Origin of the sequence: Micromonospora sp. DT81.3 (genome assembly GCF_049847225.1) — a bacterium.
Classification (GTDB): Bacteria; Actinomycetota; Actinomycetes; order Actinomycetales; family Microbacteriaceae; genus Microbacterium.
Genome location: NZ_JBNCNY010000002.1, coordinates 415,088 through 440,147, shown reverse-complemented (window position 1 = coordinate 440,147; position 25,060 = coordinate 415,088). Strand labels below are relative to the sequence as shown.

Annotated in this window: 20 protein-coding genes; 14 read left to right on the top strand and 6 right to left on the bottom strand. The window is 70.3% G+C overall.

Annotation, left to right across the window (positions count from 1 at the left end):
* Positions 1 to 4 precede the first annotated feature (4 nt).
* Both rsgA and aroA read right to left on the bottom strand, forming a co-directional pair.
* A complete protein-coding gene (gene rsgA / locus ACPW96_RS06325) occupies positions 5 to 1,054 on the bottom strand; it encodes a ribosome small subunit-dependent GTPase A (protein ID WP_425882384.1) in 1,050 nt (349 codons plus the stop codon).
* Positions 1,051 to 2,445 (bottom strand): 3-phosphoshikimate 1-carboxyvinyltransferase, encoded by a 1,395-nt coding sequence (aroA, locus tag ACPW96_RS06320; protein ID WP_425882383.1) that lies wholly within the window; start codon positions 2,443 to 2,445, stop codon positions 1,051 to 1,053. Before aroA ends, rsgA begins: the two co-directional genes overlap by 4 nt.
* Before the next feature lie 99 nt (positions 2,446 to 2,544).
* Between aroA and ACPW96_RS06315 the strand changes: the two genes are divergently transcribed.
* Positions 2,545 to 3,156: a sigma-70 family RNA polymerase sigma factor gene (locus tag ACPW96_RS06315; RefSeq protein WP_425882596.1), complete on the top strand. Its 612-nt coding sequence runs from the start codon at positions 2,545 to 2,547 to the stop codon at positions 3,154 to 3,156.
* Positions 3,153 to 3,398 (top strand): zf-HC2 domain-containing protein, encoded by a 246-nt coding sequence (locus tag ACPW96_RS06310; protein ID WP_425817261.1) that lies wholly within the window; start codon positions 3,153 to 3,155, stop codon positions 3,396 to 3,398. Before ACPW96_RS06315 ends, ACPW96_RS06310 begins: the two co-directional genes overlap by 4 nt.
* Positions 3,399 to 3,446: 48 nt before the next feature.
* Here ACPW96_RS06310 and ACPW96_RS06305 read toward each other — a convergent pair whose 3' ends face one another.
* Together ACPW96_RS06305 and ACPW96_RS06300 are read right to left on the bottom strand one after the other, a co-directional pair.
* Positions 3,447 to 4,331, bottom strand: coding sequence for a diacylglycerol kinase (locus ACPW96_RS06305; RefSeq protein ID WP_425882382.1), 885 nt, complete (start codon positions 4,329 to 4,331; stop codon positions 3,447 to 3,449).
* Entirely contained in the window at positions 4,328 to 5,911 is a 1,584-nt protein-coding gene (locus ACPW96_RS06300) for an FAD-binding oxidoreductase (protein ID WP_425882595.1), read from the bottom strand. Before ACPW96_RS06300 ends, ACPW96_RS06305 begins: the two co-directional genes overlap by 4 nt.
* 106 nt (positions 5,912 to 6,017) lie before the next feature.
* Here ACPW96_RS06300 and ACPW96_RS06295 point away from each other — a divergent pair, with 106 nt between their 5' ends.
* Genes ACPW96_RS06295 through ACPW96_RS06285 form a run of 3 tightly spaced genes read left to right on the top strand, consistent with a single transcriptional unit; the run spans position 6,018 to position 9,488 of the window.
* Positions 6,018 to 6,596, top strand: coding sequence for a TetR/AcrR family transcriptional regulator (locus tag ACPW96_RS06295; RefSeq protein WP_425882381.1), 579 nt, complete (start codon positions 6,018 to 6,020; stop codon positions 6,594 to 6,596).
* Positions 6,596 to 8,134, top strand: a complete 1,539-nt coding sequence (locus tag ACPW96_RS06290) for a glycerol-3-phosphate dehydrogenase/oxidase (RefSeq protein ID WP_425817269.1) — start codon at positions 6,596 to 6,598, stop codon at positions 8,132 to 8,134. The genes ACPW96_RS06295 and ACPW96_RS06290 overlap by 1 nt, the downstream gene beginning before the upstream one ends.
* A 46-nt stretch (positions 8,135 to 8,180) precedes the next feature.
* Positions 8,181 to 9,488 carry a GNAT family N-acetyltransferase gene (locus tag ACPW96_RS06285; RefSeq protein ID WP_425882380.1) on the top strand — a complete coding sequence of 436 codons (1,308 nt, stop codon included), beginning with the start codon at positions 8,181 to 8,183 and terminating at the stop codon, positions 9,486 to 9,488.
* 63 nt (positions 9,489 to 9,551) lie between these two features.
* Here the strand turns inward: ACPW96_RS06285 and ACPW96_RS06280 are convergent, their stop codons facing one another.
* Entirely contained in the window at positions 9,552 to 13,340 is a 3,789-nt protein-coding gene (locus ACPW96_RS06280) for a multifunctional oxoglutarate decarboxylase/oxoglutarate dehydrogenase thiamine pyrophosphate-binding subunit/dihydrolipoyllysine-residue succinyltransferase subunit (RefSeq protein WP_425817273.1), read from the bottom strand.
* A 170-nt stretch (positions 13,341 to 13,510) separates the two neighbouring features.
* Between ACPW96_RS06280 and ACPW96_RS06275 the strand changes: the two genes are divergently transcribed.
* The 5 genes from ACPW96_RS06275 (at position 13,511) to ACPW96_RS06255 (ending at position 20,049) form a co-directional block, all read left to right on the top strand.
* Positions 13,511 to 14,974 (top strand): GuaB1 family IMP dehydrogenase-related protein, encoded by a 1,464-nt coding sequence (locus ACPW96_RS06275; RefSeq protein WP_425817275.1) that lies wholly within the window; start codon positions 13,511 to 13,513, stop codon positions 14,972 to 14,974.
* Positions 14,975 to 15,524: 550 nt separating this feature from the next.
* Positions 15,525 to 16,169, top strand: coding sequence for a hypothetical protein (locus ACPW96_RS06270; protein ID WP_425882379.1), 645 nt, complete (start codon positions 15,525 to 15,527; stop codon positions 16,167 to 16,169).
* A gap of 325 nt (positions 16,170 to 16,494) precedes the next feature.
* Positions 16,495 to 17,820: a hemolysin family protein gene (locus tag ACPW96_RS06265; protein ID WP_425817279.1), complete on the top strand. Its 1,326-nt coding sequence runs from the start codon at positions 16,495 to 16,497 to the stop codon at positions 17,818 to 17,820.
* Positions 17,813 to 18,868, top strand: coding sequence for a hemolysin family protein (locus ACPW96_RS06260; RefSeq protein WP_425817281.1), 1,056 nt, complete (start codon positions 17,813 to 17,815; stop codon positions 18,866 to 18,868). The genes ACPW96_RS06265 and ACPW96_RS06260 overlap by 8 nt, the downstream gene beginning before the upstream one ends.
* A 77-nt stretch (positions 18,869 to 18,945) precedes the next feature.
* On the top strand, positions 18,946 to 20,049 hold the full coding sequence (locus ACPW96_RS06255) for an epoxide hydrolase family protein (protein ID WP_425882378.1): 1,104 nt from the start codon (positions 18,946 to 18,948) through the stop codon (positions 20,047 to 20,049).
* A 69-nt stretch (positions 20,050 to 20,118) separates the two neighbouring features.
* On the opposite strand, the gene ACPW96_RS06250 is transcribed toward ACPW96_RS06255, so the two are convergent.
* Positions 20,119 to 21,237, bottom strand: a complete 1,119-nt coding sequence (locus ACPW96_RS06250; RefSeq protein ID WP_425882377.1) for an NADH:flavin oxidoreductase/NADH oxidase — start codon at positions 21,235 to 21,237, stop codon at positions 20,119 to 20,121.
* 32 nt (positions 21,238 to 21,269) lie between these two features.
* Between ACPW96_RS06250 and ACPW96_RS06245 the strand changes: the two genes are divergently transcribed.
* The 4 genes from ACPW96_RS06245 to ACPW96_RS06230 all read left to right on the top strand — a co-directional run bounded on the left by ACPW96_RS06245 (position 21,270) and on the right by ACPW96_RS06230 (position 25,056).
* Positions 21,270 to 22,094, top strand: coding sequence for an ADP-dependent NAD(P)H-hydrate dehydratase (locus ACPW96_RS06245; RefSeq protein WP_425817287.1), 825 nt, complete (start codon positions 21,270 to 21,272; stop codon positions 22,092 to 22,094).
* A gap of 65 nt (positions 22,095 to 22,159) precedes the next feature.
* Positions 22,160 to 23,410, top strand: a complete 1,251-nt coding sequence (locus ACPW96_RS06240) for a glycosyltransferase 87 family protein (RefSeq protein ID WP_425882376.1) — start codon at positions 22,160 to 22,162, stop codon at positions 23,408 to 23,410.
* 85 nt (positions 23,411 to 23,495) lie between these two features.
* A complete protein-coding gene (locus ACPW96_RS06235) occupies positions 23,496 to 23,813 on the top strand; it encodes a thiamine-binding protein (RefSeq protein WP_425817291.1) in 318 nt (105 codons plus the stop codon).
* A gap of 19 nt (positions 23,814 to 23,832) precedes the next feature.
* Positions 23,833 to 25,056, top strand: a complete 1,224-nt coding sequence (locus ACPW96_RS06230; protein ID WP_425882375.1) for an MFS transporter — start codon at positions 23,833 to 23,835, stop codon at positions 25,054 to 25,056.
* Positions 25,057 to 25,060: the final 4 nt, after the last annotated feature.

Here is a 25,060-nt window from a genome sequence, read left to right as displayed (position 1 = left end):
CACTCTACGTCCGCGTGTCCCGCGTCTCGAAAGTCAGGAGCAGCCGTTGCAGGGAGTCCAGCCTCGCCGCTCCCCGCTCGCCGAGCTCGCCGGCCTCGACGGCCTCCATGATCGCGCAGTCGGGGGCATCCGGCAGGTGCGTGCAGCCGCGGGGGCACTTCTCGGCGACCGTCGCGAGATCGGTGAACGCCGCGAGGATGTTGTCCGGGTTGATGTGGCCGAGGCCGAATGAGCGCACACCCGGCGTGTCGATGACCCACCCGGCGCCGGCCGGTCCCTCGTAGCGGTACGAGACGGTGGAGGAGGACGTGTGCCGCCCCCGCCCGGTGACGACGTTGACGTGTCCGGTGGCGCGCAGCGCGCTGGGCACGAGGGCGTTCACGAGCGTGGACTTGCCCACGCCGGAGTGCCCGACGAAGACCGTCGAGTGCCCGACGAGCGCGAACCCGATCCGTTCGAGCGGCATCTCCAGCCGCGCGCTCGTGAACACCTCCAGGTCGAGGCCCTCGAAGTGATCGAGGAACTCGGTCGGGTCGGCGAGGTCGGTCTTGGTCACCACGAGCATCGGGCGGATGCCGGCATCCAGCGCGGCGATCAGGTAGCGGTCGACCAGCCGCGCGCGCGGCTCCGGATCGGCCGCGGCCACCACCACCAGCATCTGGTCGGCGTTGGCGACGATGACGCGTTCGACGTTGTCCGTGTCATCTGCGCTGCGCCGAAGCAGCGACGTGCGCTCCTCGATCCCCACGATGCGGGACAGCGTGCCCTCGTCGCCGGTGGTGTCGCCCACGACGCGCACACGGTCTCCCGTGACGATCGCCGTCTTGCGCAGCTCCCGGGCGCGGGTCGCCAGGCCCCGATGCTCCTCCGGCGCGTCTTCGGCGACGAGCACGGTGTAACGGCCCCGGTCGACTCCCAGCACGCGGGCGATCCTGGCATCGTCGTGCGCCGGCCGGCGCTTGGTGCGCGGCCGGTTCGCCTTCGGATTCGGCCGCACCCGGAACTCGTAGTCGGGTTCCTCGTCGTCGTCGTCGGGCCCGTCCAGCCAGCTCATGATGCGACGTTGCGCGGATTCTGCGGGTCGGACGCCGGCTGATCGGCGGTCTCGGTGAGCATCCGCTCCCACAGCTGCGTGAACTGGGGGAGCGTCTTGGCGGTCGTGCCGATGTCATCGACCTCGACACCAGGAACGACCAGCCCGAGAAGCGCGCCCGTCGTGGCGATGCGGTGGTCGTGGTGCGCGCGCCAGAGGCCCCCGCGGAGGGGGCGGGGGACGACGCGGATACCGTCCTCGCACTCCTCCGCTTCCCCGCCCAGGCCCTCCAGGCCCGTGCGGAGCGCCTGCAGGCGGTCGGTCTCGTGCCCGCGGATGTGCCCGATCCCGTGGAAGGTGGACGGCGAGTCGGCGAACGCCGCGAGGGCCACGAGTGTGGGGGTGAGCTCGCCAACGGCTGAGAGGTCGAGGTCGACGCCGTGGATGCCGCCGTTTCCGGTCACCGTCAGCGCACCGGCGCGGCGGGTGACCCTCGCGCCCATGAGCGACAGGATCTCGGTCAGGGTCGCGCCCGGCTGGGTGGAGTGCGCGGGCCAGCCGGTGATGGTGACCGATCCGCCCACCAGCATGGCGGCCGCGAGGAACGGCGCGGCGTTGGAGAGATCGGGCTCGATCGGCACATCCTTCGGCCGCACGGGCCCGGCGCCGACGACCCATTCGCCCGGAGCGGGACGCTCGACATGCACGCCGCGGTGGGACAGCGACTCGATCGTCATGTCGATGTGCGGGATGCTGGGCAGCCGGGTGCCGGTGTGCACCAGGTGCAGTCCGACATCCAGCCGCGGGGCGGTCAGCAGCAGGCCGGAGACGAACTGGCTCGAGATCGACGCATCGATCGCGACCTCGCCGCCTCGCACGTGCCCGCGTCCGCGCACCGTGAACGGCAGGGCCCAGTGCCCTCCGTCGTCGATGTCGACGCCCAGGTCGCGGAGCGCGTGGATCATGACGCCCATCGGACGGTGCAGCGCGCTCTCGTGCGCCGTCACGTGCACGTCTCCGCGCGCGAGGCCGGCGAGCGGCGCGACGAATCGCATCACCGTCCCCGCCTGCCCGCAATCGATCGTGCCGCCGCCGACGAAGGGCGCGATGGGCGTGATCAGCAGGTCGTCGCCGTACTCGCTGTCGCCCGGTTCGGTCTCGATGCCGACGCCGAGCGCGCGCAGCGCGTCGATCATGCGCGCGGAGTCGTCGGAGTGCAGCGGCGCGATGATCCGGCCCGGTCCCTCGGCGAGGGATGCGAGCACGAGTTCCCTGTTGGTGAGCGACTTGGAGCCCGGAATCGTCAGTGTCGCCTGCAGCGGACCGGCCGCCTCCGGGGCACGCCAGAGAGCCCCCAGCGGAGGGCCTGAGGATTCCGCATTCGGGGCGGGGGAATACCGATCAGCACTCATCGGGTTCTACCCTACTGAACCCGCGAAAGGAGTCCGGTGATCGCCACCCTGGAACGGCCCCCGGTGTCCACGGATACCGCGGTCGTAGACTGGCCCGTGATGAACGACGAGGCAGCAGGCGCCGAGAGCGCCGTGGCAGACGCGCGCACCCAATTCGAGGAGCAGGCTCTGCCGTTCATGGACCAGTTGTACGGTGCGGCGATGCGCATGACGCGCAACCCCGCGGATGCCGCCGATCTCGTGCAGGAGACGTTCGTCAAGGCCTTCGGGTCGTGGAAGACGTTCCAGCAGGGCACGAACCTCAAGGCGTGGCTCTACCGGATCCTGACGAACACCTACATCAACACGTACCGCAAGAAGCAGCGGGAGCCTTATCAGGGCACCATCGACGACCTCGAGGACTGGCAACTCGGGGGAGCGGAATCGACGACGGCGACCAGCAGCCGTTCGGCGGAGGCAGAAGCGATCGACCGGATGCCCGCATCCGTCGTGAAGGAAGCCCTGCAGGCGATTCCCGAGGATTTCCGGCTGGCGGTGTACCTCGCAGACGTCGAGGGCTTCGCCTACCAGGAGATCGCCGACATCATGAAAACCCCTATCGGCACGGTCATGAGCCGTCTGCACCGTGGCAGGCGAATGCTCCGTGAACTGCTGTCCGACTATGCGATCGAGCGGGGCATCGGCCCGGCTGCGACGAGGAGCACGAAATGACCGATTGCGGCTGCGACAAGGCAAGGCGCGACCTCGAAGAGTACTTGCGCGACGAGGTCTGCAAGACCCAGCATTCCGATATCCAGGAGCACCTCGAGCACTGCCCGTCGTGCCGTGACGAGGCCCTCGTCGCTCGCACGCTGACGGACGTGATCGCCCGGGCGTGCAGGGAGACGGCACCCGAGGTGCTGCGCGACCAGGTGCTTGCACAGCTGCGCTCGGCGCAGGCGGCCGCGCACTGACGACGAGACTTCGTCGCCGGTGCGCCGTCAATCGTCGCCGGTGCGCCGTCAGGGGACCAGCACCTTCAGCACGGCCGGCAGCACGTCCACGGTGAGCGGAAGCGACCCGATGGGGTCGCCGTCCGCGTACGCGGTGATGTCGCGGGCGTCGAGACGAACACTTCGCCCCCGGAAGGTCTCCACCTCGCGCCGCGTCGTGTGGGTGCCCTTGTAGACCGTGGGCAGCAGCCGCAGCAGGCGAAGCCGCCCGGCCGGGCGGACGATCGTCACATCGAGCAGGCCGTCTGTCTCGTCCGCGTCGGGGCAGATCGGGATTCCTCCGCCGTATGTGCGCGTGTTGCCGACGCTCGCCATCACGAAGGGGCCTTCGATGCGCCGCTCGTCCACCTCGATCGCGTAGGGGCTCGACCGCAGGAAGAGGAACTCCACCAGGATCGCGATGTTGTAGCGCATCTCGCCCCTGGGCCACCGCATCCGGTTCGCCCTGTCGTTGACGTAGGAGTCGAAGCCGCTCGCCAGCACGGTCGCGTACAGCCGCACGCCGCCGTCGACATCCGTGACGCGCGCCAGATCGATCGTGCGCGTGCGACCGGCGGAGATGACCTCGGCCGCCGCCGCCGGCTCCAGCTCCGGGATGCCCAGATGCGCGGCGAAGTCGTTGCCGGTGCCGGTGGGGACGATGCCGAGCGGAACGCCGGTGCCCGCCAGGTGCTGTAGGGCCAGGTTGATCGTCCCGTCGCCGCCTGCCACCACGAGCGCCTCCGTGCCGAGCTCGACCGCCGTGCGGATGAGCGAGGACGACTGCTCGGCGCTTCCTCCGCTGAGCAGGGTGACCGTGTGACCCAGTTCGCGCAGGCGCTGAGTGGCCCGCGTCGCGGCATGCGTCTGCACTCCGGAGCGCGCGGCGGGGTTGACGACCACGGCGATGTTCACGGGTCTCTCCCGACGAGCGCCCCGGGGTTCATGATGCCCCGGGGATCGAGCGTGCGCTTGACGGCTCGCAGGAGCTCCACCCCCAGGGCGCCGATCTCGCCCTCCAGATACGGTTCGTGGTCGCGGCCGACGGCATGGTGGTGGGTGATGGTGGCGCCGGTCGCGAGGATCGCGCGGGATGCGGCATCCTTCGCCCTCCGCCACTGAGCGACAGGGTCGGCATTCAGTGCGGCGATGACCGTGAAGTACAGCGAGGCGCCGGCCGGGTAGACGTGCGAGATGTGGCACATCACGATGGGCTTGGTGCCGTCGCTCACGAGCGAGTCCGTGAGCGCTTCGGTGACCGCCGACTTGACCGCGGGCAGGCCGGACCACGTGGCAGCGGTCTCGAGGGTCTCCGCCAGCACGCCGATGTCCAGCAGGGTGTCGCGAAGCGCGGGCGCGGCGAAGCGGCCGCGCTCCCACGATCGAGCGGGATCCTCGCTCCGGGGCTTGGCGCCGTGCGCTCGGAAGGCGGCGTCAATCCGCCCGCCGATGGCCTCCGCCTCCGCCGCGCTCATCGCCTCGAAGGTGGCGACCGCGAGGCATCCGCTCATCCGCGTCACGTGCCCGCCCATGGCGGCGTTCACGCGCGTCTCGGCGGCGTCGCTCAGCCGCAGCACGGCGGGGCGGATCCCGCGCTGCGTGACCTCGCGGAGCGCTTCGGCGCCCGCCTCGAAATCCGGGAAGGACCAGGAGCCGTAGGCGGTCGCTGAGGGGACCGGGCGGATCCGCACGGTGACCTCGGTCAGCACCCCGAATGCGCCTTCCGACCCGAGGAAGAGCTCGCGAAGGTCCGGGCCCGCCGCGCTGGCGGGAGCCCGGCCGAGCTCGACCTCGCCGGCCGGAGTGGCGATGCGCAGCGCATGGACGAGGTCGTCGAACCGGCCGTATCCACGGGAGGCCTGTCCGCTCGAGCGGGTGGCGGCGAAGCCGCCGATCGTGGCGAACTCGTAGCTCTGCGGGAAGTGTCCGAGCGTGCATCCCTTTTCGCGGAGCAGCTGCTCGGCCTGCGGGCCGGTGGTGCCGGCCCCGAAGGTGGCGAGCAGCGACCGCTCGTCGAAGGCGATCAGCCCGGCCGTGCGTGAGAGGTCGAGGGCGAGAACGTGCGCGTGACTCCCGGCATCCGGATCGACGCCGCCGACGACGCTCGTGCCGCCCCCGAACGGCACGACCGCGATGCCTCGCTCGGCGCAGACGGCGAGCACCGCGAGCGTCTCCGTGTGCGAGGCGGGGGACACGACCCCATCCGGAGCACGCTGCGGCTGTCGCGAACGGCGGGCCAGGAGATCCGGGGTGCTCTTGCCCCCGAGGTGAAGGGCGCGGACCGCGTCCTCGCGGCTCGCCGAGGGCGCACCGACGATCGCCGCCAGTGCCTCGAGGTCGGCATCCGGAATCGTGGACGGCGTGAGCACGAGGTCGGCGCGGGGGATGCGGGGCACGGGGTGCGCCCGGCCCGGCAGCAGGGTGGAGATGAGCGCCTTGGCGCCGACCGGGAGCCTCGCCGGCGCAGAGCCGTCGCCCCAGGCGTCCCACTGCATCGGCGCACGCGGTGCGGGCAAGACCGTGCCGGCGCCACGCTCGTCGTTGTCGGAGGGCGTCGTCGCATCCATGGCGACAGTATGACACCGTATGTATGGTTGTCACATGCCGGACGAGCGCCCTTCCGACACCGAGACGGTGCTGCTGGATGCTGCGCTCGCAGAGGTGCTCGCTCACGGCGTCCGCCGGACGACCGTCTCGGATATCGCGCGCAGAGGCGGGGTGTCACGCCAGACGCTCTACCGGTACTGGCCCGACGCCCAGGCGCTCTTCGCCGCACTCGTCACCAGGGAGCTTCTCGCGGCGCTTCCCCCCGGCTCGGCGGCGACCTCGCTTCCCGCCCTCGTCGGCGAGCTGGTGGACACAGCGGACCGCATCCGGTCCCTGCCCCTGGTGCACCGCCTGCGCGACACGGATCCCGAGCTCTTCTCGCGCTACATCCTGGAGCGCCTCGGCACCAGCCAGCGGGTTATCCATGCCGCCCTGGCGACGCGTATCTCCGTCGGTCAGGACGCCGGCTTCGTGCGGAAGGGCGACGCCCGGCGGCTCGCCGCGATGGTGCTGCTCATCGCACAGTCCGCGGTCCAGTCGGCGCCCCTGGTGACGGAGTGGATGCCGCCGAAGGCCTGGCGCGTCGAGCTGACCCGAGCGCTCGCCGGATACCTGGCGGTCGAGGAGCCGTGATGAGGGTCGAGGGCCGCACGCCGCATTCGACGGCGCTTCACGCCGCGCGGCGCACCCGCGAGCTCTCGGCGCTCGGCGACGACCCGCGTGTCGACGTGCTCGTGGTCGGCGGGGGCATCACGGGGGTCGGCATCGCGCTGGATGCGGCAAGCCGGGGCCTTCGCACCGTGCTCGTCGAGCGGCACGACCTCGCCTTCGGCACGAGCCGCTGGAGCTCGAAGCTCGTCCACGGCGGTCTGCGCTACCTCGCGTCCGGCCAGTTGGGCATCGCGCACGAGAGCGCCGCCGAGCGGCACATCCTCCTGACGCGTACCGCACCCCATCTCACCCGTCCCCTCGCGCAGGTGCTGCCGCTGTACGCACCCGGACATATGGTGCGTGGCGCATATGCCGGTGCCGGCTTCGGTCTCGGCGACGGTCTGCGGCGGCTGGTGGGGACACCGGACGCCGTGCTGCGGGCGCCGGGTCCGATCGGCCGGCTCGAGACGGAGCGCCTCGCGCCCGCCGTCCGGCGGGACTCGCTTCGAGGCGGCATGCGCGGCTGGGACGGGCAGTTGATCGATGACGCTCGGCTGGTGGTCGCCGTCGCACGGACAGCGGCGGGCTTCGGTGCGTCGGTGCTCACGAGGGTCGAGGCGCTCGATGTCTCCGGCGAAGGAGCAACGCTGCGCGACACCCTCACCGGCGAGACCCTGATCCTGCGCGCCCGGGCGGTTCTCGGGGCGGCGGGTGTGTGGGCGGGACAGCTCGACGCCGACGTGCATGTGCGCCCGAGCCGCGGCACGCACCTCGTGGTGCCGACCGCGCGCCTCGGCGGGTCGGACGTCTCGCTCACTGCTCCGGTGCCCGGATCCACGAGCCGCTTCGTCTTCACGGTGCCCTCGATGCACGGTCGCACCTACATCGGGCTCACGGACGTGCCCGCCGACGGGCCGCTTCCCGATGTTCCGGTGGCGACGGATGCCGAGATCGACATGCTTCTCGCAACGATCAACACGGTGCTCGCCGAGCCCCTCACGCGTGCCGATGTCGTGGCGACCTTCGCGGGCCTCCGGCCCCTGCTCGCGGGGCCAGCCGGCGCCCAGGACGACACGAGCGACCTCTCCCGCCGGCACTCGATCATCGAGTCGAGCAGCGGGGTGCTGAGCGTCGTGGGCGGGAAGCTCACGACCTACCGCCGGATGGCGGAGGACGGGGTGGATGCCGCGATCTCGCGCCGGATCCCCGGCGCCAGCGGGATGCGCTCCCGCACGCGGGACATCCCACTCGTCGGGGCATGGCCGCGGGATCGCCTGGGCGAGGTAGCCGCCCCGCCGCGCCTGGTGCGCCGATACGGCGCCGAGGCGCCGTTCGTCGCGCGGCACCGAGGGGGCGTGGACGCCGTCGCCGGCGTCACGGCCCAGGAGCTGGCATGGGGTGTCGATGTGGAGGGCGCCCTCGAGGTCGACGACCTGCTGGATCGCCGGACGCGCCTGGGGCTCGTCGCGGCGGACCGGGCGGCGTCGGCCCCGGCGGCGGAGGCGGCGTTCGCGGGGTGAGCGCCGCTCGTCAGGCGGCGTCCCCGGCGCTCGATAGTGTGTCGGAATGGCAGAGAACAGCACCTGGAAGACCCTGCCCGCCGACCGGGGCTCGCTCGAGACCCTCTCCGCGAGCGGACTGGACTATCGCGTGATCGACACGGCCGATGCCGCCGCGTTCGACCCCTACCTGCAGGCCGAGATGCGGGGATTCCTCTCCGGCGAACAGAGCGACGAGCAGCTCGCCGGGATGCGGGAAGGACTCGCGTTCCGCCGCTTCATCGGCGTGTACGACGCCGGCTCGCTGGAGCGCGCGCAGCCCGTCGGCACGGTGAACTCGTGGGTGACGGACGTCACCCTTCCGGGCGGCCGTGGCATCCCGATGTGGGCGATCAGCGGCGTGACGGTCGCGCCCACGCACCGCCGCAAGGGCATCGCCCGCGCGATGCTCGAGGGCGAACTGCGCACGGCGGCCGCGGGAGGGATCGCGATCGCGGGCCTCACGGTGTCCGAGGCGACGATCTACGGTCGCTTCGGGTTCGCTCCTTCCACGTTCGCGACGGACTGGAGCATCGACACCCGGCGTGCGCTGTGGATCGGACCGCGACCCGATGGCCGTCTGGACTTCATGTCCCGCGAGGCCGCCAGGGATGAGCTCGCGGCGCTGCACGACCGGGTGCGCCAAGCGCGCCCCGGCGAGATCCAGGCGTGGCCGGGCCTCTGGCGACGCATGACGGGGCTCGCGCCCGGGCAGGAGGGCGGCAAGAAGCTCCGCGCCGTGCGATATGCCGACGCCGACGGGGTGACCCGCGGCGCCGTCGTCTACTCGATCGGCGAGGAGCGGGACGACTTCTCCAAGCACGAGCTCACCATCAGCATCCTGCTGAGCGAGACGCCGGATGCGTACGCCGCACTTTGGCGGTTCGTGCTCGAGCACGACCTGGTCTCGGTCGTGAAGGCCTCGCTGCTGTCGGTGGACGAGCCCCTGCGCTGGATGATCGCCGATCAGCGCGCCGCCACGCTGCGCACCTCCGAGCACGGATGGCTGCGCATCATCGACGTGCCAGCGGTGCTCGCGGCACGCACCTACGCCACCGACGGCGACTTCGTTCTGCGGGTCACGGACCCGCTCGGCCTCGCCGAGGGGACGTGGCGGCTCACCATCGACGACGCGGGCACCGGTCGCGCCACGGCGGCCGGCGGTGAGCCCGACGCGACGTTCAGCGCCGGCGCGCTGGCCGCGATCGTGCTCGGCGGGGTCCGCGCCGAGACGCTGCGCACCGCCGGCCTCGTAACGGGCGATCCCCATAGCGTCGCCACGCTCGACAGGTCGTTCGCCGCCGCGCAGACCCCGCACCTCGGGCTCTGGTACTGACCGCGAAGCGGAAGAAGACGAGGGGCGGATGCCGCGGCATCCACCCCTCGTCTTCACCTCGGTCTAGAGCGTGAGCGCCTTCTGCATCAGCTGAGCGTGCTCCTGCGCGTGCACCTTCGGTGAGCCGGTCGCCGGCGAGGCGGCCGCCGAGCGCGAGACGCGGCGGATCGTCCTGCCGTGCAGGTGCTTGACCACCTCGAGGGCGATGAACGGCCACGCACCCTGATTCTCCGGTTCATCCTGCACCCACACCAGCTGGGCGTCGGGGTAGCGATCGATCACGGCGTTGAGCTCGGCGATGGGAGCGGGATAGAGCTGCTCCAGCCGCACCAGCGCGATCTCGGGATTCGGGTTCTTCTCCAGCTCGGCCTTCAGATCCCAGTGGATCTTGCCCGAGTGCAGCAGCACCCGCTTCACGGCGCCCGCGTCGAGGCCCCTGTCGTCATCGAGCACAGGCTCGAAACGCCCGCTCGTGAAGTCCTCGACCGAACTCGTCGCCCCGCGCAGGCGCAGCATGGCCTTCGGCGTGAACACGACGAGCGGCTTGCGGGGACGCGCATAGGCTTGACGACGGAGCAGGTGGAAGTGCGACGCCGGCGTCGACGGACGCGCGACGGTCATGTTGTCCTGGGCGCACATCTGCAGGAAGCGCTCGATGCGCGCGGAGGAGTGGTCGGGACCCTGTCCCTCGTAGCCGTGCGGCAGCAGGAGGACGACGCTGGACTGCTGACCCCACTTCTGGTCGGCCGCCGAGATGTACTCGTCGATGACGGACTGAGCGCCGTTCGCGAAGTCGCCGAACTGGGCCTCCCACAGCACGAGCGCCTCCGGCGCCTCCACCGAGTAGCCGTACTCGAAGCCCATCGCCGCGTACTCCGACAGCAGCGAGTCGTAGACCCAGAACCGGCCCTGGTTCTCGCTGAGGTTGTGCAGTGGCAGCCACTCCTGCCCGTTCGCTCGGTCGTGCAGCACGGAGTGCCGCTGCACGAACGTGCCGCGGCGGGAGTCCTGACCGGCGAGCCGTACGGCGGTTCCCTCCAGCAACAGCGATCCGAAGGCGAGCAGCTCGCCGAAGGCCCAGTCGATCGAGCCGTTCCGGCTCATGTCCAGGCGCTTGTCGAGCAGCTGCTGGATCTTCGGATGCACAGAGAACCCGTCGGGCTTGTTCACGAACGCGTCGCCGATCAGGCCGACCACGTCGGTCGACACTGCCGTGCTCTCGACCTCGCCCCACGTGACCTCCTGCTCGGCGGCCGCCTCCTCGACGATGTCGTGCGTGCCGGTCTCGGCGGCGTGCGTCTCGGCGAAGGCGATCTCGAGGCGGTTCTGGAAGTCCCGCTTGGCCTGCTCGTACTCCTCCTCGCTGATGTCGCCGCGTCCGACGAGAGCCTCGGTGTAGAGGCGCCGCACAGAGCGCTTGGCTTCGATCAGGTTGGTCATGAGCGGCTGCGTCATCGAGGGGTCATCGCCCTCGTTGTGACCGCGACGCCGGTAGCAGACCAGGTCGATCACGACATCCCGGTTGAACGCCTCGCGGTACTCGAACGCGAGCTCGGCCACCCGCACGACGGCCTCCGGGTCATCGCCGTTGACGTGGAAGATCGGCGCCTGGATCGTCTTGGCGACATCCGTGGCGTAGACCGATGAGCGCGCGTCGTGCGGCGTCGTCGTGAAGCCGACCTGGTTGTTCACGACGACGTGGATCGTGCCGCCCGTGCGGTAGCCGCGCAGCTGCGACATCTGCAGGGTCTCGACGACGACGCCCTGGCCGGCGAAGGCCGCGTCGCCGTGCACGAGCACGGGGAGCCAGGAGAACGTGCCGATCGGCTTGCGGTCCTGCTTGGCGCGCACGATGCCCTCGAGAACGCCGTCGACGGTCTCGAGGTGAGACGGGTTGGCGGCGAGATAGACGGGAAGCTCTTCCTGGCTGTCCGCCACGAAGGTGCCCTGCGTGCCCAGGTGGTATTTGACGTCACCCGACCCGCGCTTGTTGCCCAGCGCGACGCTGCCCTCGAACTCGCGGAAGACCTGACCGTAGGTCTTGCCGGCGATGTTCGTGAGCACGTTCAGACGGCCGCGATGCGCCATGCCGATCGCTGCGCCGTCGAGGCCGGCATCGGCCGCGCCCTGCAGAATCTGGTCGAGCAGCGGGATGAGGGACTCGCCGCCCTCGAGGCTGAAGCGCTTCTGACCGACGTACTTGGTCTGCAGGAAGGTCTCGAACGCCTCGGCCTCGTTGAGCTTGCGGAGGATGCGGAGCTGCTCGTCGTGTCCGGGCTTCTGGTACTTCTGCTCGACCTTGTCCTGGAACCACTTGCGCTGGCCGGGGTCCTGGATGTGCATGTACTCGATGCCCGTCGTGCGGCAGTACGAGTCGCGGAGGACGCCGAGGATGTCGCGGAGCTTCATCTGGCGCTTGCCGCCGAAGCCACCCGTGACGAACTCGCGGTCGAGGTCCCAGAAGGTCAGCCCGTGCTGCTCGATCTCGAGGTCGGGGTGCGTCCTCTGGTTGTACTCGAGCGGATCGATGTCGGCCATCAGGTGACCACGCACCCGGAACGAGTTGATCAGCTCCTGCACCCGAGCGGTCTTGTCCACGCGCTCGGCGAGGTCGACGTTGATATCGGCGGCCCAGTGGATGGGGGCGTACGGGATGCGGAGAGCCGCGAAGATCGAGTCGTAGAAGTCGCGCTGCCCGATCAGCAGCTCGTGCACCTTCTTGAGGAACTCACCCGAACCTGCGCCCTGGATGACGCGGTGGTCGTACGTGCTCGTGAGAGTGATCGTCTTGCCGATCGCCAGCTCGTTGAGCGTCTTCTCGCTCGCGCCCTGGAACTCCGCGGGGTACTCCAGGGCGCCGGCGCCGACGATGCATCCCTGCCCCTTCATCAGACGGGGGACGGAGTGCACCGTGCCGATTCCACCGGGGTTGGTGAGTGACAGCGTCGTGCCCTGGAAGTCGGCGGCCGTCAGCTTGTTGCCGCGAGCGCGAACGATGAGGTCCTCGTACGAGGCGAGGTACTCGCTGAAGGTGAGGGTGTCGGCGCGCTTGATGCTCGGCACCATGAGCGCTCGCGTGCCGTCCGGCTTGGGCAGGTCGATCGCGATGCCCAGGTTGATGTGGGCGGGAGCGACCACCGACGGCTTGCCGTCGATCTCGGCGTAGAAGACGTTCTGACTCGGGAACTCCTTGAGCGCCTGGATGAGCGCCCAGCCGATCAGGTGGGTGAAGCTGATCTTGCCGCCGCGCGTGCGCGACATGTGGTTGTTGATGACGATGCGGTTGTCGATCATGAGCTTCGCCGGGATGGTCCGAACGCTTGTGGCGGTCGGAATCGTCAGCGACTCGTCCATGTTGGCCGCGAGCGTCTTGGTCATGCCCCGCAGGACGGTGACCTTGTCCTCTTCGGTCGACTCCTGCGAAGAGGATGCCTTCGCATCCGGCGCCTGAGCAGGGATCGGCTGCGGCGCCGCGGGCTTCGCGGTCGTGCGGGCAACGGGTTGCGCTCCGACCACCGCGATGGGCGCCGTGACCGGGCGGGGCTCCGCCGGCTCCGGCGCCTGTGTGCGGGATGCAGCGGGGGGAGCGGGGGCGGATGCGGCGGGTGCCGCTGGAGCCGCGGGAGCCGCGGCGGGAGCCTGAGCGGCGACCGGGGCCGGCGTCTCTGCCGTCGATCCCTTGCCATCGCCCTCGACATCGACTGGGTGATAGGCCTCGAGAATCGGCCACCACGCCTTGTCCACAGAGTTCTTGTCCGCCTTGTACTGCTCGAACAGTTCGTCCACGAGCCACTCGTTGGCTCCGAATTCCCCTTCGCTCGAAGCACCGACGCCTGTCACCTGGCTCGACACAGTCGATCGCCCACTTTCTTCGCTGAATTCACCTTGCTCACGCGGCAGAAATGGTGCTCACGCGCACGACTGTTAAGCGTAACCCAGTTGTGCACCCCGATGCGGGAAGCGGAGCATCCGCACGGGCAGTTCTGTGGTGAGGGCGAAATGGGGTGGATAGCGTAGAGAGCATGGAGTTCTACGGGGATCAGCCCAGCGTCGACCTGACCTATTCGGACGTGTTCCTCGTGCCCCGGCGCTCGAGCGTCACCAGCAGATTGGATGTCGATCTGTCCCCGGCGGACGGCACCACGGCGACGATCCCGATCGTCTCGGCGAACATGAACTCCGTGACAGGAGCACGTCTCGCGGCCACGCTCGCGCGCCGCGGGGGGCTCGGCGTGCTCCCTCAGGACATGCCGCTGCAGGAGCTCGACGCCGCGATCCGCTGGGTCAAGGCGCAGCCGGTGCCGTGGGACACGCCGCTCGTGCTGCCTCCCGAGGCGACCGTCGCCGACGCCTCCCGGCTGCTGCCCGCGAGCGATGGCCACGGCATCGTCGTCGCGTCCACGGTCGCAGGCGCCGGCCCGCTGATGATCGACGACGTGCTCGGCATCGTCGCCGCGGGCCGCCTCGGCACCGCCCTCCCGGATGCGCGTCTCGGAGATCTGGCGCGAGGACGCACGCCCTCCATCGACGCCGACGATGTGACATCCGCCCGACATGCGTTCGATCTCCTCGTGGGGGCGGGCGCCGATGTCGTCTGCGTTCTGCACCACGGCGCCGTCGTCGGAACGCTGAGCCGGCGCAGCGCGCTGCGGTCGACGCTCTATTCGCCTGCGGTCGACGCGTCGGGCCGGCTCGTCGTCGCCGCCGCGGTGGGCATCAACGGCGATGTCGCAGCCAAGGCGAGTGCGCTCGCCGCGGCCGGGGTCGACGTGCTCGTCGTCGATACCGCGCACGGACACCAGGAGGGCATGCTGCGGGCGCTGCGCTCCGTCGCCGAGCTGGGACTCGACATCCCGATCGCGGCCGGCAACACGGTCACGGCGGAGGGCGTGCATGATCTCGTGACCGCTGGCGCCGACATCGTGAAGGTCGGCGTGGGGCCGGGCGCCATGTGCACGACGCGCATGATGACCGCCGTCGGGCGTCCTCAGTTCTCCGCCGTGCTCGAGACTGCCGACGCTGCGCGCATCATGGGCGCGCACGTCTGGGCCGACGGGGGAGTCCGGTACCCTCGCGACGTCGCGCTGGCGCTGGCCGCCGGCGCGGCATCCGTCATGATCGGCTCATGGTTCGCCGGGACGATCGAGTCGCCGGGCGAACTCCAGGTGGATGCCGCCGGCCGCACCTTCAAGGAGTCGTGGGGGATGGCATCCACCAAGGCCGTCCATGATCGCTTCGGGCGCCTCGACCCGTACGATCTCGCGCGCAAGGAGCTCTTCGCCGAGGGCATATCGTCGTCGAAGATCTACCTCGACCCACTGCGGCCGGGGCTCGAGGACCTGCTGGACATGATCACCTCCGGCGTCCGTTCCTCGTTCACGTATGCCGGTGCCGCATCCGTCGCGGAGTTCCACGACAAGGCGCTCGTGGGCCTGCAGTCCGCCGCCGGCTACGAGGAGGGCAAGGCGCTCCCCGTCAGCTGGTGATCGACGCCGGCGGACTCCCGGACCGGTCCGTTCGCCTCTGACGGCACAGGCGCTGCACAATCCACCGCGCGGCGCGAATCGACGCGGCGCGGTCCGAGAAGTGCAGCGCGAGGCTGAGCGCGGTTCCCTCCCCAGGTTCATCGGCGCGCTGCAGTTCACGCAACGACTGCATGATCGCGCCGACGCGGTGCCCTCGACCCTCACTCTGGCGGCATGGAACCGCGCATCGAGCACCCCTTGGCTGTCTTCCGACGCCGCGAGCAGGACGTCGGCCTGATCAACGAGCGCAGGCTCCGGCGTTCCCTGGCGCAAGGGACGCATGTCCGCGTGGTCGCCGGCTCGTACGCCGATCGTCGGCACTGGGACCGCCTGTCACCGATGAATCGGCACTTCGTCCGGACACTGGAGACCGCGGATCGACTACGCGGCGCTGCCGTCTTCTGCCACTACGCGGCCGCGGCGATCTGTGGCATCGACATCCTCGGCCGCTGGCCCGCGGTGATCGACGTCCGGATACCGCGCGGGTCCGGCGGTCGCAGTTCCCGGAGCGGTGCGACGGCGCGCTCTCGGGTTCGACGGGGTGGATGTCGTGCCCTGGGGTGCCCACCTGGTCACGACGCCGGCGCAGACGGTGATTGACCTCGCCCGGGAGCTGACCTTCACCGCGGGCGTCGCGGCGATGGATCGGGCGTCGTGGGGCAGACGCGAGGGTGGTCCGCTGACGACGAGCGCCGAAATCCTCGAGTCGCTCGAGAGACAGAGCGGCGCGCGCGGGATGATCCGCGCCCGCCGAGCGGCGGCGTTCGCCACACACCTTTCGGACTCGGTGCGCGAGTCCCAGAGCCGCGTTGCGATCGACCGGCTCGGCTTTCCGACGCCTGAGCTGCAGCGGCGCATCCGGCTTCCCAGCGGACGTTCGGTCTACCCGGACTTCTTCTTCGAGGAGTTCGATCACGCCGGTGAGTTCGACGGCAAGGGGAAGTACTTCGACCCGGACATCCTCCAGGGGCGGAGCCCGCAGCAGGCGCTTCTCGACGAGAAGGACCGCGAAGACGAGTTGCGCCGGGCGGTGCGGACTTTGTCGAGATGGCGCACTCGGGCTCTCCAGGACCCGAGGATGCTGTACGACATCCTCACCGCGGACGGCCTGCTATCACGCCGCCCACGGCCTCGCGTCGGTCTGCGCTGGGATTGACCCGCAACGGCGCTGGCTCCCGCCGGGCGACTCGGACCGGTCTCGCCCGAGCCGGTTGGCGCTGCTCATTCCTGTTCCCGCTGCACCGATTGACGCCGCGCGCGGCGAGAAGTGCAGCGCGAAGCGCAGACACCCGAACAGATCGCGACCGCCGGGGGGAGGGCGCCGGACGGATGCCGCCCGACGCGGCGTGTCCGCCGCCGGCGGACTCCCGGACCGGCGGGCCACGCCGTCAGCTCCGGTAACATGGAGGCACGATGGATGACCCTCCTTCTTGTAGACCCTCGCCCCACCGCCTGGCACCTCGTGAGGGGAGTGACGTGTGATGGATTACGTCATGTTGGGCGTGGGGCTCCTGCTCACCATCGGAACCGGGGTGTTCGTCGCGAGCGAGTTCGCGCTGGTGAACCTCGACCGTGCGGACCTCGAGGCCCGTCAGGAACGCGGTGAGACGCGCCTGGCCATCACGATCCAGGCGCTGAAGATCACATCGACGCATCTCTCGAGTGCTCAGCTCGGCATCACGCTGACGACGCTCCTCACGGGCTACGCCATGGAACCCGCGATCTCCAACCTGCTGCGGCCCGTGCTCACGTCCTGGGGCCTGCCCGCCGGGCTGGTCTCACCGATCGCGGTGTTCGTGGGGATCAGCGTCGCGACGGTGCTGTCGATGATCCTCGGCGAGCTGGTGCCCAAGAACTTCGCGCTCGCGCTGCCCCGTCAGACGGCGAAGCTCGTGCTCCCCGCGCAGGTCGCCTTCACCACCGTCTTCCGGCCGGCGATCGCCGTGCTCAACGGCAGCGCCAACGGCGTGCTGCGCGTGATGGGCGTCGAACCCAAGGAAGAGCTGTCCGGCGCGCGGACGGCCGAGGAGCTCTCCTCCCTCGTCCGGCGGTCCGCGAGCGCCGGCGTCCTCGAAGAGGACACGGCATCCCTCCTCAATCGCAGCCTGAACTTCTCGCGGCTGACCGCCGACGACGTGATGACACCTCGCCCGAGCGTCCATGCCGTCGCCGCCGGCGACTCGGCGGACGACATCATCCAGCTGGCCCGACGCACCGGCCACAGCCGCTTCCCCGTCTACGACGACTCCATGGACGACATCGTCGGCGTCGTGCACCTCAAGGCCGCGGTCAGCGTCCCGCGCGACCGGCGCCCCGACGTGCCGGCGGCCGCCCTCTCGACCGAACCCCTGCGTGTGCCCGAGACCGTGCACCTGGATGCCCTCATCGCCGAGCTCAGAGCCCGCGGCTACCAGATGGCGATCGTGGTCGACGAATACGGCGGCACATCTGGTGTCGTCACCCTCGAGGACCTCGTCGAGGAGATCGTCGGCGAGGTGTCGGACGAGCACGACCGCAATCGCGCCGGCGTCGTCCGCGGCGCTGATTCCCTGACCTTCCCGGGAGAGCTGCGCCCGGACGAACTGCTCGACCGCACCGGCGTGCGCGTGCCGGAGGGCGATGTCTACGACACCGTCGGCGGTTTCCTCATGAGCGTGCTGGAGCGCATCCCCGTGCTCGGCGACGAGGTTCAGATCGAGGACGGAACGCTGACCGTGCAGCGCATGGACGGTCGCCGTGTCGACCGCGTGCGCTTCACGCCCGTGCCGATGCCGGAGGGCGCCGAGGCGGGTGAGAGCGATGAGTGACTGGGCCGGAATCGCATGGCTCGCCGTGCTGCTCGCGTTCAACGCGTTCTTCGTCGGCGCCGAGTTCGCCGTCATCTCCGCACGCCGCTCGCAGATCGAGCCGCTCGCCGAGCGCGGGTCGCGGTCGGCCAAGACGGCGCTCTACGCGATGGAGCATGCGACGCTGATGCTGGCGACATCCCAGCTCGGAATCACCATCTGCTCGCTGCTCATCCTCAACGTGTCGGAGCCGGCGATCCACCACCTGCTGGCCGAGCCGCTAGGTCTCACGAGTCTCTCCGAGGGTGCGGTCGATGTGATCTCGTTCATCGTCGCCCTGCTGCTGGTGTCCTACCTGCACGTGGTGTTCGGCGAGATGGTGCCCAAGAACCTCGCGTTCTCGGTTCCCGACCGGGCGGTGCTGATGCTGGCGACCCCGCTCGTGTGGGTGTCGAAGGTCTTCCATCCCGTGATCTGGATGCTGAACTGGCTGGCCAACGCCGTGCTGCGGCTGTTCCGCGTCGAGCCGAAGGATGAGGCCGCATCGACTTTCACGCTCGAAGAGGTCGCGACGATCGTGAATCAGTCGCGGATCGAGGGCGTGCTGGATGACCTCTCGGGCACCGTCGCGGCGGCCGTCGAGTTCACGGACAAGAAGGCCATGGACATCGCGGTGCCGCTGTCGCAGATCGTCACGCTGCCCGAGACGACGACGCCGGATGAGATCGAGCGCGCGGTCGCGAAGCACGGGTTCTCCCGCTACGTGATCGTGGATGCCGCGGGTGTGCCGGCCGGCTACGTGCACCTGAAGGACATCCTGCGCTCCGCCGAGGGGCCGGGATCCGGGGCGACCGTCGCGAAGCCCCTGCCCGCGAAGCGCATCCACCACATGGTCCCCGTCCTCGAGACGACCGACCTCGAGGACGCGCTTGCGTTGATGCGGCGCGCCGGCCGTCACCTCGCACGGGTCGTGGACGCCACGGGCGAGACCACGGCGGTGCTCTTCCTCGAGGACATCATCGAGGAGCTGGTGGGCGAGGTGCAGGACGCCACGCGACGCGGGCGATAGCACGCCGGGCGACGCCGGGGGGCGCAGGGCGGGGCGTCCGGACGGCCCGTGTCGGTCGTCGCCAATAACATGACGCCATGACAGCGTTCCGGATCGATGTGCCGCAGGCGGTGCTCGATGACCTCGCCGAGCGGCTGGCCCGCACCCGATGGCCGGATTCGATCACCGGCGGCGAGGACGACTGGTCGTGGGGCACGCCCCTGGCTGCCCTCCGCTCGCTCGTGGATCGCTGGGCGGATGGCTACGACTGGCGGAGAACGGAGGCGCGCCTGAACGCACTCCGGCATGAACTGCACGAGATCGACGGTGTCGGCATCCACCTCGTCCGTGCCGGCACGCCGGGCGCTACCCCCCTGCTGCTCCTCCATGGCTGGCCGGACTCGTTCCTGCGGTTCGAGAAGGCGATCCCGCTGCTCTCCGAGCGCTTCGACCTCGTGGTCCCCAGCATCCCGGGCTACGGGTTCTCCGAACGGCCCGCGTCGCCCGGCTTCGGTCCGGACCGCGTCGCCGATCTCCTCGCGGCCACCATGTCGAAGCTCGGCTTCGGCTCGTTCGGGGTGCACGGCGGCGACATCGGCAGCACGATCGCCGAGGCGGTCGCCCTGCGGCATCCGGACCGCGTGATCGGGCTGCACCTCGGTGACGTGCCCTTCTGGCACCGATACACCGTGGATGCCGCGACGCTCGACGCCGACGAGAACGCGTTCGTGCAGCGCATGGCCGAGTGGTTTCAGACCGAAGGGGCCTACGCGCTGCTGCAGCGGACGAAGCCCCAGACCCTCGCCTACGGCCTCACCGATTCGCCCGTGGCGCTCGCCGCGTGGTTCCTCGAGAAGTTCCGCGCCTGGAGCGACTGCGATGGCGATGTCTACTCGCGGTTCTCCCGGGACGAGCTTCTCGATGACCTGATGGTCTACTGGGTCACCGGGACCGCCGCATCCGCCGCCCGCTACTACCGCGACGCGTCCCTCCGGCAGATCGACCCCGCCTCGCGCGTCAGCGCGCCGACCGGCTTCGCGATCTTCCCGCGCGACATCAACCCCGCACCGAGGCAATTCGCGGAGCGCTTCTTCGACGTGCGGCGGTGGACCCGGATGCCACGAGGCGGCCACTTCGGACCGTGGGAGGAGCCCGCGCTGTTCGCCGGCGAGGTGACCGCCTTCTTCGACGAGCTCGGCTAGGAGGGCACCGTCGGCTAGGAGGGCACCGTCGGCTAGGAGGGCACCGTCGGCTAGGAGGGCACCGTCCAGCTAGCTCGCCCAGCGCGCCCGCTGGTACTGCTCGGGCCAGTAGTCGACCTCGACGCCGAGCTCGTGCGCCGCGCGCAGCGCGAAGTGCGGGTCGCGCAGCCACTCCCTGCCGACGAACACGGCATCGGCGTCTCCGTCTGCGAGCACGGACTCCGCGTGCGCACCGTCGGTGATCATGCCGACGGCGGTCACGGGCACTCCGGCGGTCTTGCGGATCCTCGCCGCGAGCGGCACCTGGTAGCCGGGGGACACCTCGATGGCCTGATGAGCGACGAGCCCGCCGCTGGAGACGTCGATGAGGTCGGCTCCCGCCTCCACCGCCCATTCCGCCACGATCGCCGCCTCGTCGACGTCGAAACCGCCGTCGGCCGCGTCGGTTGCCGAGATCCGCACGATGATCGGAACGCCTTCTTGTGGGGATCCGCGCCACACCCCCGGCTTGCCGGCGCGCGCCCCGCCCGCCGCATCCCTGACGGCGCGCACGACCCGCAGCAGCAGGCGTGCGCGGTTCTCGAGAGAGCCGCCGTATTCGTCGTCGCGCCGGTTCGACAGCGGGGACAGGAACTGGTGCAGCAGGTACCCGTGCGCCCCGTGCACCTCGAGCACCTCGAATCCGGCCTCGAGCGAGCGGCGCGTGGCCGCGGCGAAGTCCGAGACGACGGCGTCGATCCCCGCGGCGTCGAGAGCGACGGGTTCGGCGAAGCCCTCATAGGCCACCGCGGACGGGGCAAGGGTCGGCCAGCCGCCGTCTTCGGCGGCGACGCTTCCCCGACGGCCGGAGAACGGCCACCACGTCGAGGCCTTGCGGCCCGCGTGGGCGAGCTGGATGCCCGCCTTCGAGCCGCGCGCATGGATGGCGGCGACGATCGGCGCCCAGGCGTTCCGCTGCTCATCGGTCCAGATCCCGGTGTCACGGGGCGAGATGCGCCCTTCGGGGGAGACCGCGGTCGCCTCGGCGACGATCAGCCCCGCGCCGCCCGAGGCGAACTGGGCGAGGTGCGTGTGATGCCACTCCTGGGGGACGCCGTCGGCCGCGCTGTACATGCACATGGGCGACACCCAGAGCCGATTGCGAAGAGTGGTTCCCCGGAGGGTGAGGGGCGAGAAGAGGATGCTCACAGGGACTCCGAGGTCGAGGCTAACGTGGGGGGATGACCGAGCTCCACGTATGGACGCGCGCGGACGCCGCTTCCCATATCAAGGTGCCAACGGACGCCGACGACAAGTATTCCCGAGGCGTGGTCGGCCTGCGCACCGGGACGCCGGCCTATCCCGGCGCTGCGGTCCTCGGGGTGGAAGGCGCGTGGCGTGCGGGCGCGGGCATGGTGCGCTGGGTCGGGGACGCGGATGTCGGCCGGCTCGTGCTCGCCCGTCGACCCGAGACCGTGCTGGCCGACGGCCGAGTGACGGCGTGGGTGATCGGCTCGGGGACGGATGCAAGGAGCCGCACCGACGAGGAGGACTCGGCGCTGCGCGATCTCGTCGGCGGCGACGTTCCTGTCGTCGTGGACGCAGGCGCTCTCGATCTTGCGCGCGGCGCCGCCGCGCCCCTGATCCTCACCCCGCACGCCGGTGAGTTCGCTCGCCTTCGCGCGAACCTCGGTCTCGACGAGCACGCGACCGACGCCCGCGCCGTCGCCGAGACGGCGGTCGAGCTCGGCCACGTCGTCCTGCGCAAGGGATCCGAGACGCTGATCGCATCGCCCGACGGCCGGCTGATCGCGGTGCGCGCCGCAACACCCTGGCTCGCCACCGCCGGTTCCGGGGACGTTCTGGCGGGTGTGCTCGGAGCCCTCGTCGCGCAAGCGGGAGCCCGCGGCGAACTCGCGGTCCTGGCCGCGACGGCGGCCTGGCTGCACGGGCGCGCCGCTCGCATCGCGGCCCGGGCGGACGCCGGGCCCGGCCGGCCGATCGTCGCCCTCGATGTGGCCGATGCGCTGCCGGCCGCCATCGCCGAGGCGATCGCGGGCGTGTAACGGGCCGACTCCACCGGCCGGCGGCCGCGCTCTGGATGAAACGACGCCCGCCTAGGATGGTGCGCGTGTCGAGGCGAGTGGTGCTGTGGGTGGCGTTCCTGCTCGTGCACCTCGGCGTCGCGTTGCTCGGGTGGGTGCAGGCAAACCAGCCCATGGGCGATGTCTACTTCTTGTACGAGCCGTGGTCCACCCGGGCCCTGAACGATGGCGGGATCGTCGGGATCACCAAGCCGTGGGTGTATCCGCCGCTCGCCCTGCTGCCGATGGTGCTCGCGCACGGTCTTTCCTGGATCCATGGCTACACCGTCGGCTGGGCGGTCTTCGTCACGGCATGCAGCGCGGCGGCGTTCGGACTGCTCGTCGGACGGGGGCGCTCGAGCGGCCGCACCGTCGCCGCGTGGTTCTGGCTCGCGTTCCTCGCCCTGCTCGGGCCGATCGGCATGTACCGCATCGACGCCGTCACGGTCCCGCTCGCCGTCGCCGGCCTGCTGTGGCTGGCGAAGGCCCCCTGGGCCGGATCGGTGCTCCTCGCGATCGGTGCCTGGATGAAGATCTGGCCCGCGGCGCTGATCCTCGCCGGCCTGTTGGCCCTGCGTCGCCGCGCCGTGGTGCTCGGTGGGGCCGCGATCGTGAGCGGCGCCGTGCTCGCGGGCGTCGTGCTCGCGGGCGGTGCTTCGCACGCCCTAGGTTTCGTCACTGCGCAGACCGGCCGAGGACTCCAGCTCGAGGCGCCGGTGAGCATGTTCTATCTTTGGCGGGCGGTCGCCGACATCCCCGGTTCGTTCATCTTCTACAACCGTGACCTCCTGACGTTCCAGGTGGCGGGGCCGCACGTCGACGTGGTCATCGCGGCCATGACCCCGCTGCTCGTCGTCGCCGTGATGGCCGTCGCCGTTGTCGGCGGCGTCAAGGCCCGCCGGGGCGCCCCCTTCGTCACGCTGTTCCCGCCGCTGTCGCTCGCGCTCGTGCTGACGCTCATCGTCGTCAACAAGGTGGGCTCGCCGCAGTTCGAGTCGTGGCTGATCGCCCCCCTCGTGCTGTGGCTCGTCGTCGATCGGCGCCGCGCGTGGCCGCTCGCGGCCACGGGCCTCGCCATCGCGGCGCTGACGCAGGCGGTGTACCCGCTGGCCTACCACCGCGTGCTCGCCGCCGAGCCGTTCGCCGTCGCTCTGCTGACCGCTCGCAACCTGCTTCTCGTCGTGCTGCTCGTGTGGAGCATCACGCGCCTCGTGCGGGTCTCGGCCCCGCGGCGCCTAAGGCGCGGCGCGTTCCCCGGGCGCGTTCCCACGCCGGATGCCGCAGCCGACGTGACATGACGTCTCTGCTCGCCCGCGCATCGACTCGCCTTCTCACGGCCCGTCGCCAGCCCCGAATCCATCCCCTTTCCCACTGGAGGAACTCATGCTGATCGCCTTCTCCGTCGCTCCCAGCGGAACCGGCTCCGCCGACGGTTCCGTGCACGAGGCCGTCGCGGCCGCGGTGCGCGTCGTCCGTGATTCGGGACTGCCGAATCGCACCACCTCGATGTTCACCGAGCTGGAGGGGGAGTGGGATGAGGTCTTCGATGTCGTGAAGCGTGCCACCGAGGCCGTCCTTCCGTTCGGCTCGCGCGTCTCGCTCGTGCTGAAAGCCGATATCCGCCCGGGGCACGCGGGAGAGATCGACGGGAAGATCGAACGGCTCGAATCCGCGGTCGAATCGATTCGACGCCAGGACTGATGGCCGGTACAGTGGTGGCGTGACCACCTCGACTTCGTCGAGGGGTGCGGCGAAGAGGGCGCTCCTCTCTCTCGCGATCGGCAGCTTCGGAATCGGCATGACCGAGTTCGTCGTGATGGGCCTGCTGCCCGACATCGCCCAGGATCTGCTGCCGACCGCGTGGGCGGCCAGCCCGGATGACGCGATCGCACAGACCGGCTGGCTGATCACCCTCTACGCACTCGGCGTGGTGGTCGGGGCTCCGACGATCGCCGGATCGGTCGCGCGGTTCCCCCGGCACCGCGTGATGATCTGCCTGGCGCTCGCCCTGACGCTGTTCAACGCCCTGACGTTCGTCCTACCGACTTTCGAGCTCGTCGCCGCCTCGCGCTTCCTCGCGGGACTGCCTCACGGCGCGTACTTCGGGATCGGGGCCCTCGTCGCGGCCGACGTGCTCGGCCCCGGCAACCGCGCCAAGGGTGTCGCCTTCGTGCTCACCGGTCTGACGGTCGCGAACGTGGTGGGAGTGCCCCTCGGCACCTATCTCGGACAGCAGGTGGGATGGCGCGCCGCTTTCGTGGTCGTGGCTGGGATCTTCGCCCTCGCGACCGTGTTCATCATGTTCTTCGTGCCGGAGCACCCGGGTGAACCGGGCAGGACTTTGCGCGCTGAGCTCGGGGTGTTCCGGGTCGGGCAGGTGTGGGCGACGCTCGCATTCGGAGCGATCGGCTTCGGAGGGTTCTTCGCCGTCTACAGCTACGTGGCTCCCGTTGTCACCGAGGTGGCCGGTTCGCCGGAGTGGGCCGTGCCGATCATCCTCGTGGTCATGGGCATCGGAATGACCATCGGCAATCTCGTCGGCGGACACCTCGCCGACATCGATCAGCGCCGCACCCTGCTTCTCGGGCTGTCCGCGCTCGCCGTCGTGCTGGCACTCCTGGCGCTGACGGCGCAGTGGATCTATGCGGTCGCCTTCTTCGTGTTCCTGACCGGGCTGGTCTCCTCGGCCCTCAGCCCCGCCATCCAGACTCGCCTGATGGATGTCGCCGGCGAGAACCAGTCCATCGCAGCGGCCCTCAATCACTCGGCTCTCAACCTCGGAAACAGCATGGGGGCGTTCCTCGGCGGCCTGGTCATCACGGCGGGCTTCGGCTTCGCCGCACCGGCGTGGGCGGGCGTGGCGCTCGCTCTCGCCGGATTGGCCATCGCGACGGTCAGTCTCACGCGCGATCGCCGCAGGGTAGCGGTCCCAGCCCCCGCCTAGAGTG

Excerpts from the sequence above, each read along its gene's own strand:
- ACPW96_RS06260 (WP_425817281.1), top strand. The coding sequence starts at position 17,813 with ATGAGTGACTGGGCCGGAATCGCATGGCTCGCCGTGCTGCTCGCGTTC.
- ACPW96_RS06295 (WP_425882381.1), top strand. The coding sequence starts at position 6,018 with ATGCCGGACGAGCGCCCTTCCGACACCGAGACGGTGCTGCTGGATGCT.
- ACPW96_RS06285 (WP_425882380.1), top strand. The coding sequence starts at position 8,181 with ATGGCAGAGAACAGCACCTGGAAGACCCTGCCCGCCGACCGGGGCTCG.
- ACPW96_RS06255 (WP_425882378.1), top strand. The coding sequence starts at position 18,946 with ATGACAGCGTTCCGGATCGATGTGCCGCAGGCGGTGCTCGATGACCTC.
- ACPW96_RS06275 (WP_425817275.1), top strand. The coding sequence starts at position 13,511 with ATGGAGTTCTACGGGGATCAGCCCAGCGTCGACCTGACCTATTCGGAC.
- ACPW96_RS06310 (WP_425817261.1), top strand. The coding sequence starts at position 3,153 with ATGACCGATTGCGGCTGCGACAAGGCAAGGCGCGACCTCGAAGAGTAC.
- ACPW96_RS06235 (WP_425817291.1), top strand. The coding sequence starts at position 23,496 with ATGCTGATCGCCTTCTCCGTCGCTCCCAGCGGAACCGGCTCCGCCGAC.
- rsgA (WP_425882384.1), bottom strand. The coding sequence starts at position 1,054 with ATGAGCTGGCTGGACGGGCCCGACGACGACGACGAGGAACCCGACTAC.
- ACPW96_RS06245 (WP_425817287.1), top strand. The coding sequence starts at position 21,270 with ATGACCGAGCTCCACGTATGGACGCGCGCGGACGCCGCTTCCCATATC.
- aroA (WP_425882383.1), bottom strand. The coding sequence starts at position 2,445 with ATGAGTGCTGATCGGTATTCCCCCGCCCCGAATGCGGAATCCTCAGGC.
- ACPW96_RS06300 (WP_425882595.1), bottom strand. The coding sequence starts at position 5,911 with ATGCAGTGGGACGCCTGGGGCGACGGCTCTGCGCCGGCGAGGCTCCCG.
- ACPW96_RS06290 (WP_425817269.1), top strand. The coding sequence starts at position 6,596 with ATGAGGGTCGAGGGCCGCACGCCGCATTCGACGGCGCTTCACGCCGCG.
- ACPW96_RS06265 (WP_425817279.1), top strand. The coding sequence starts at position 16,495 with ATGGATTACGTCATGTTGGGCGTGGGGCTCCTGCTCACCATCGGAACC.
- ACPW96_RS06315 (WP_425882596.1), top strand. The coding sequence starts at position 2,545 with ATGAACGACGAGGCAGCAGGCGCCGAGAGCGCCGTGGCAGACGCGCGC.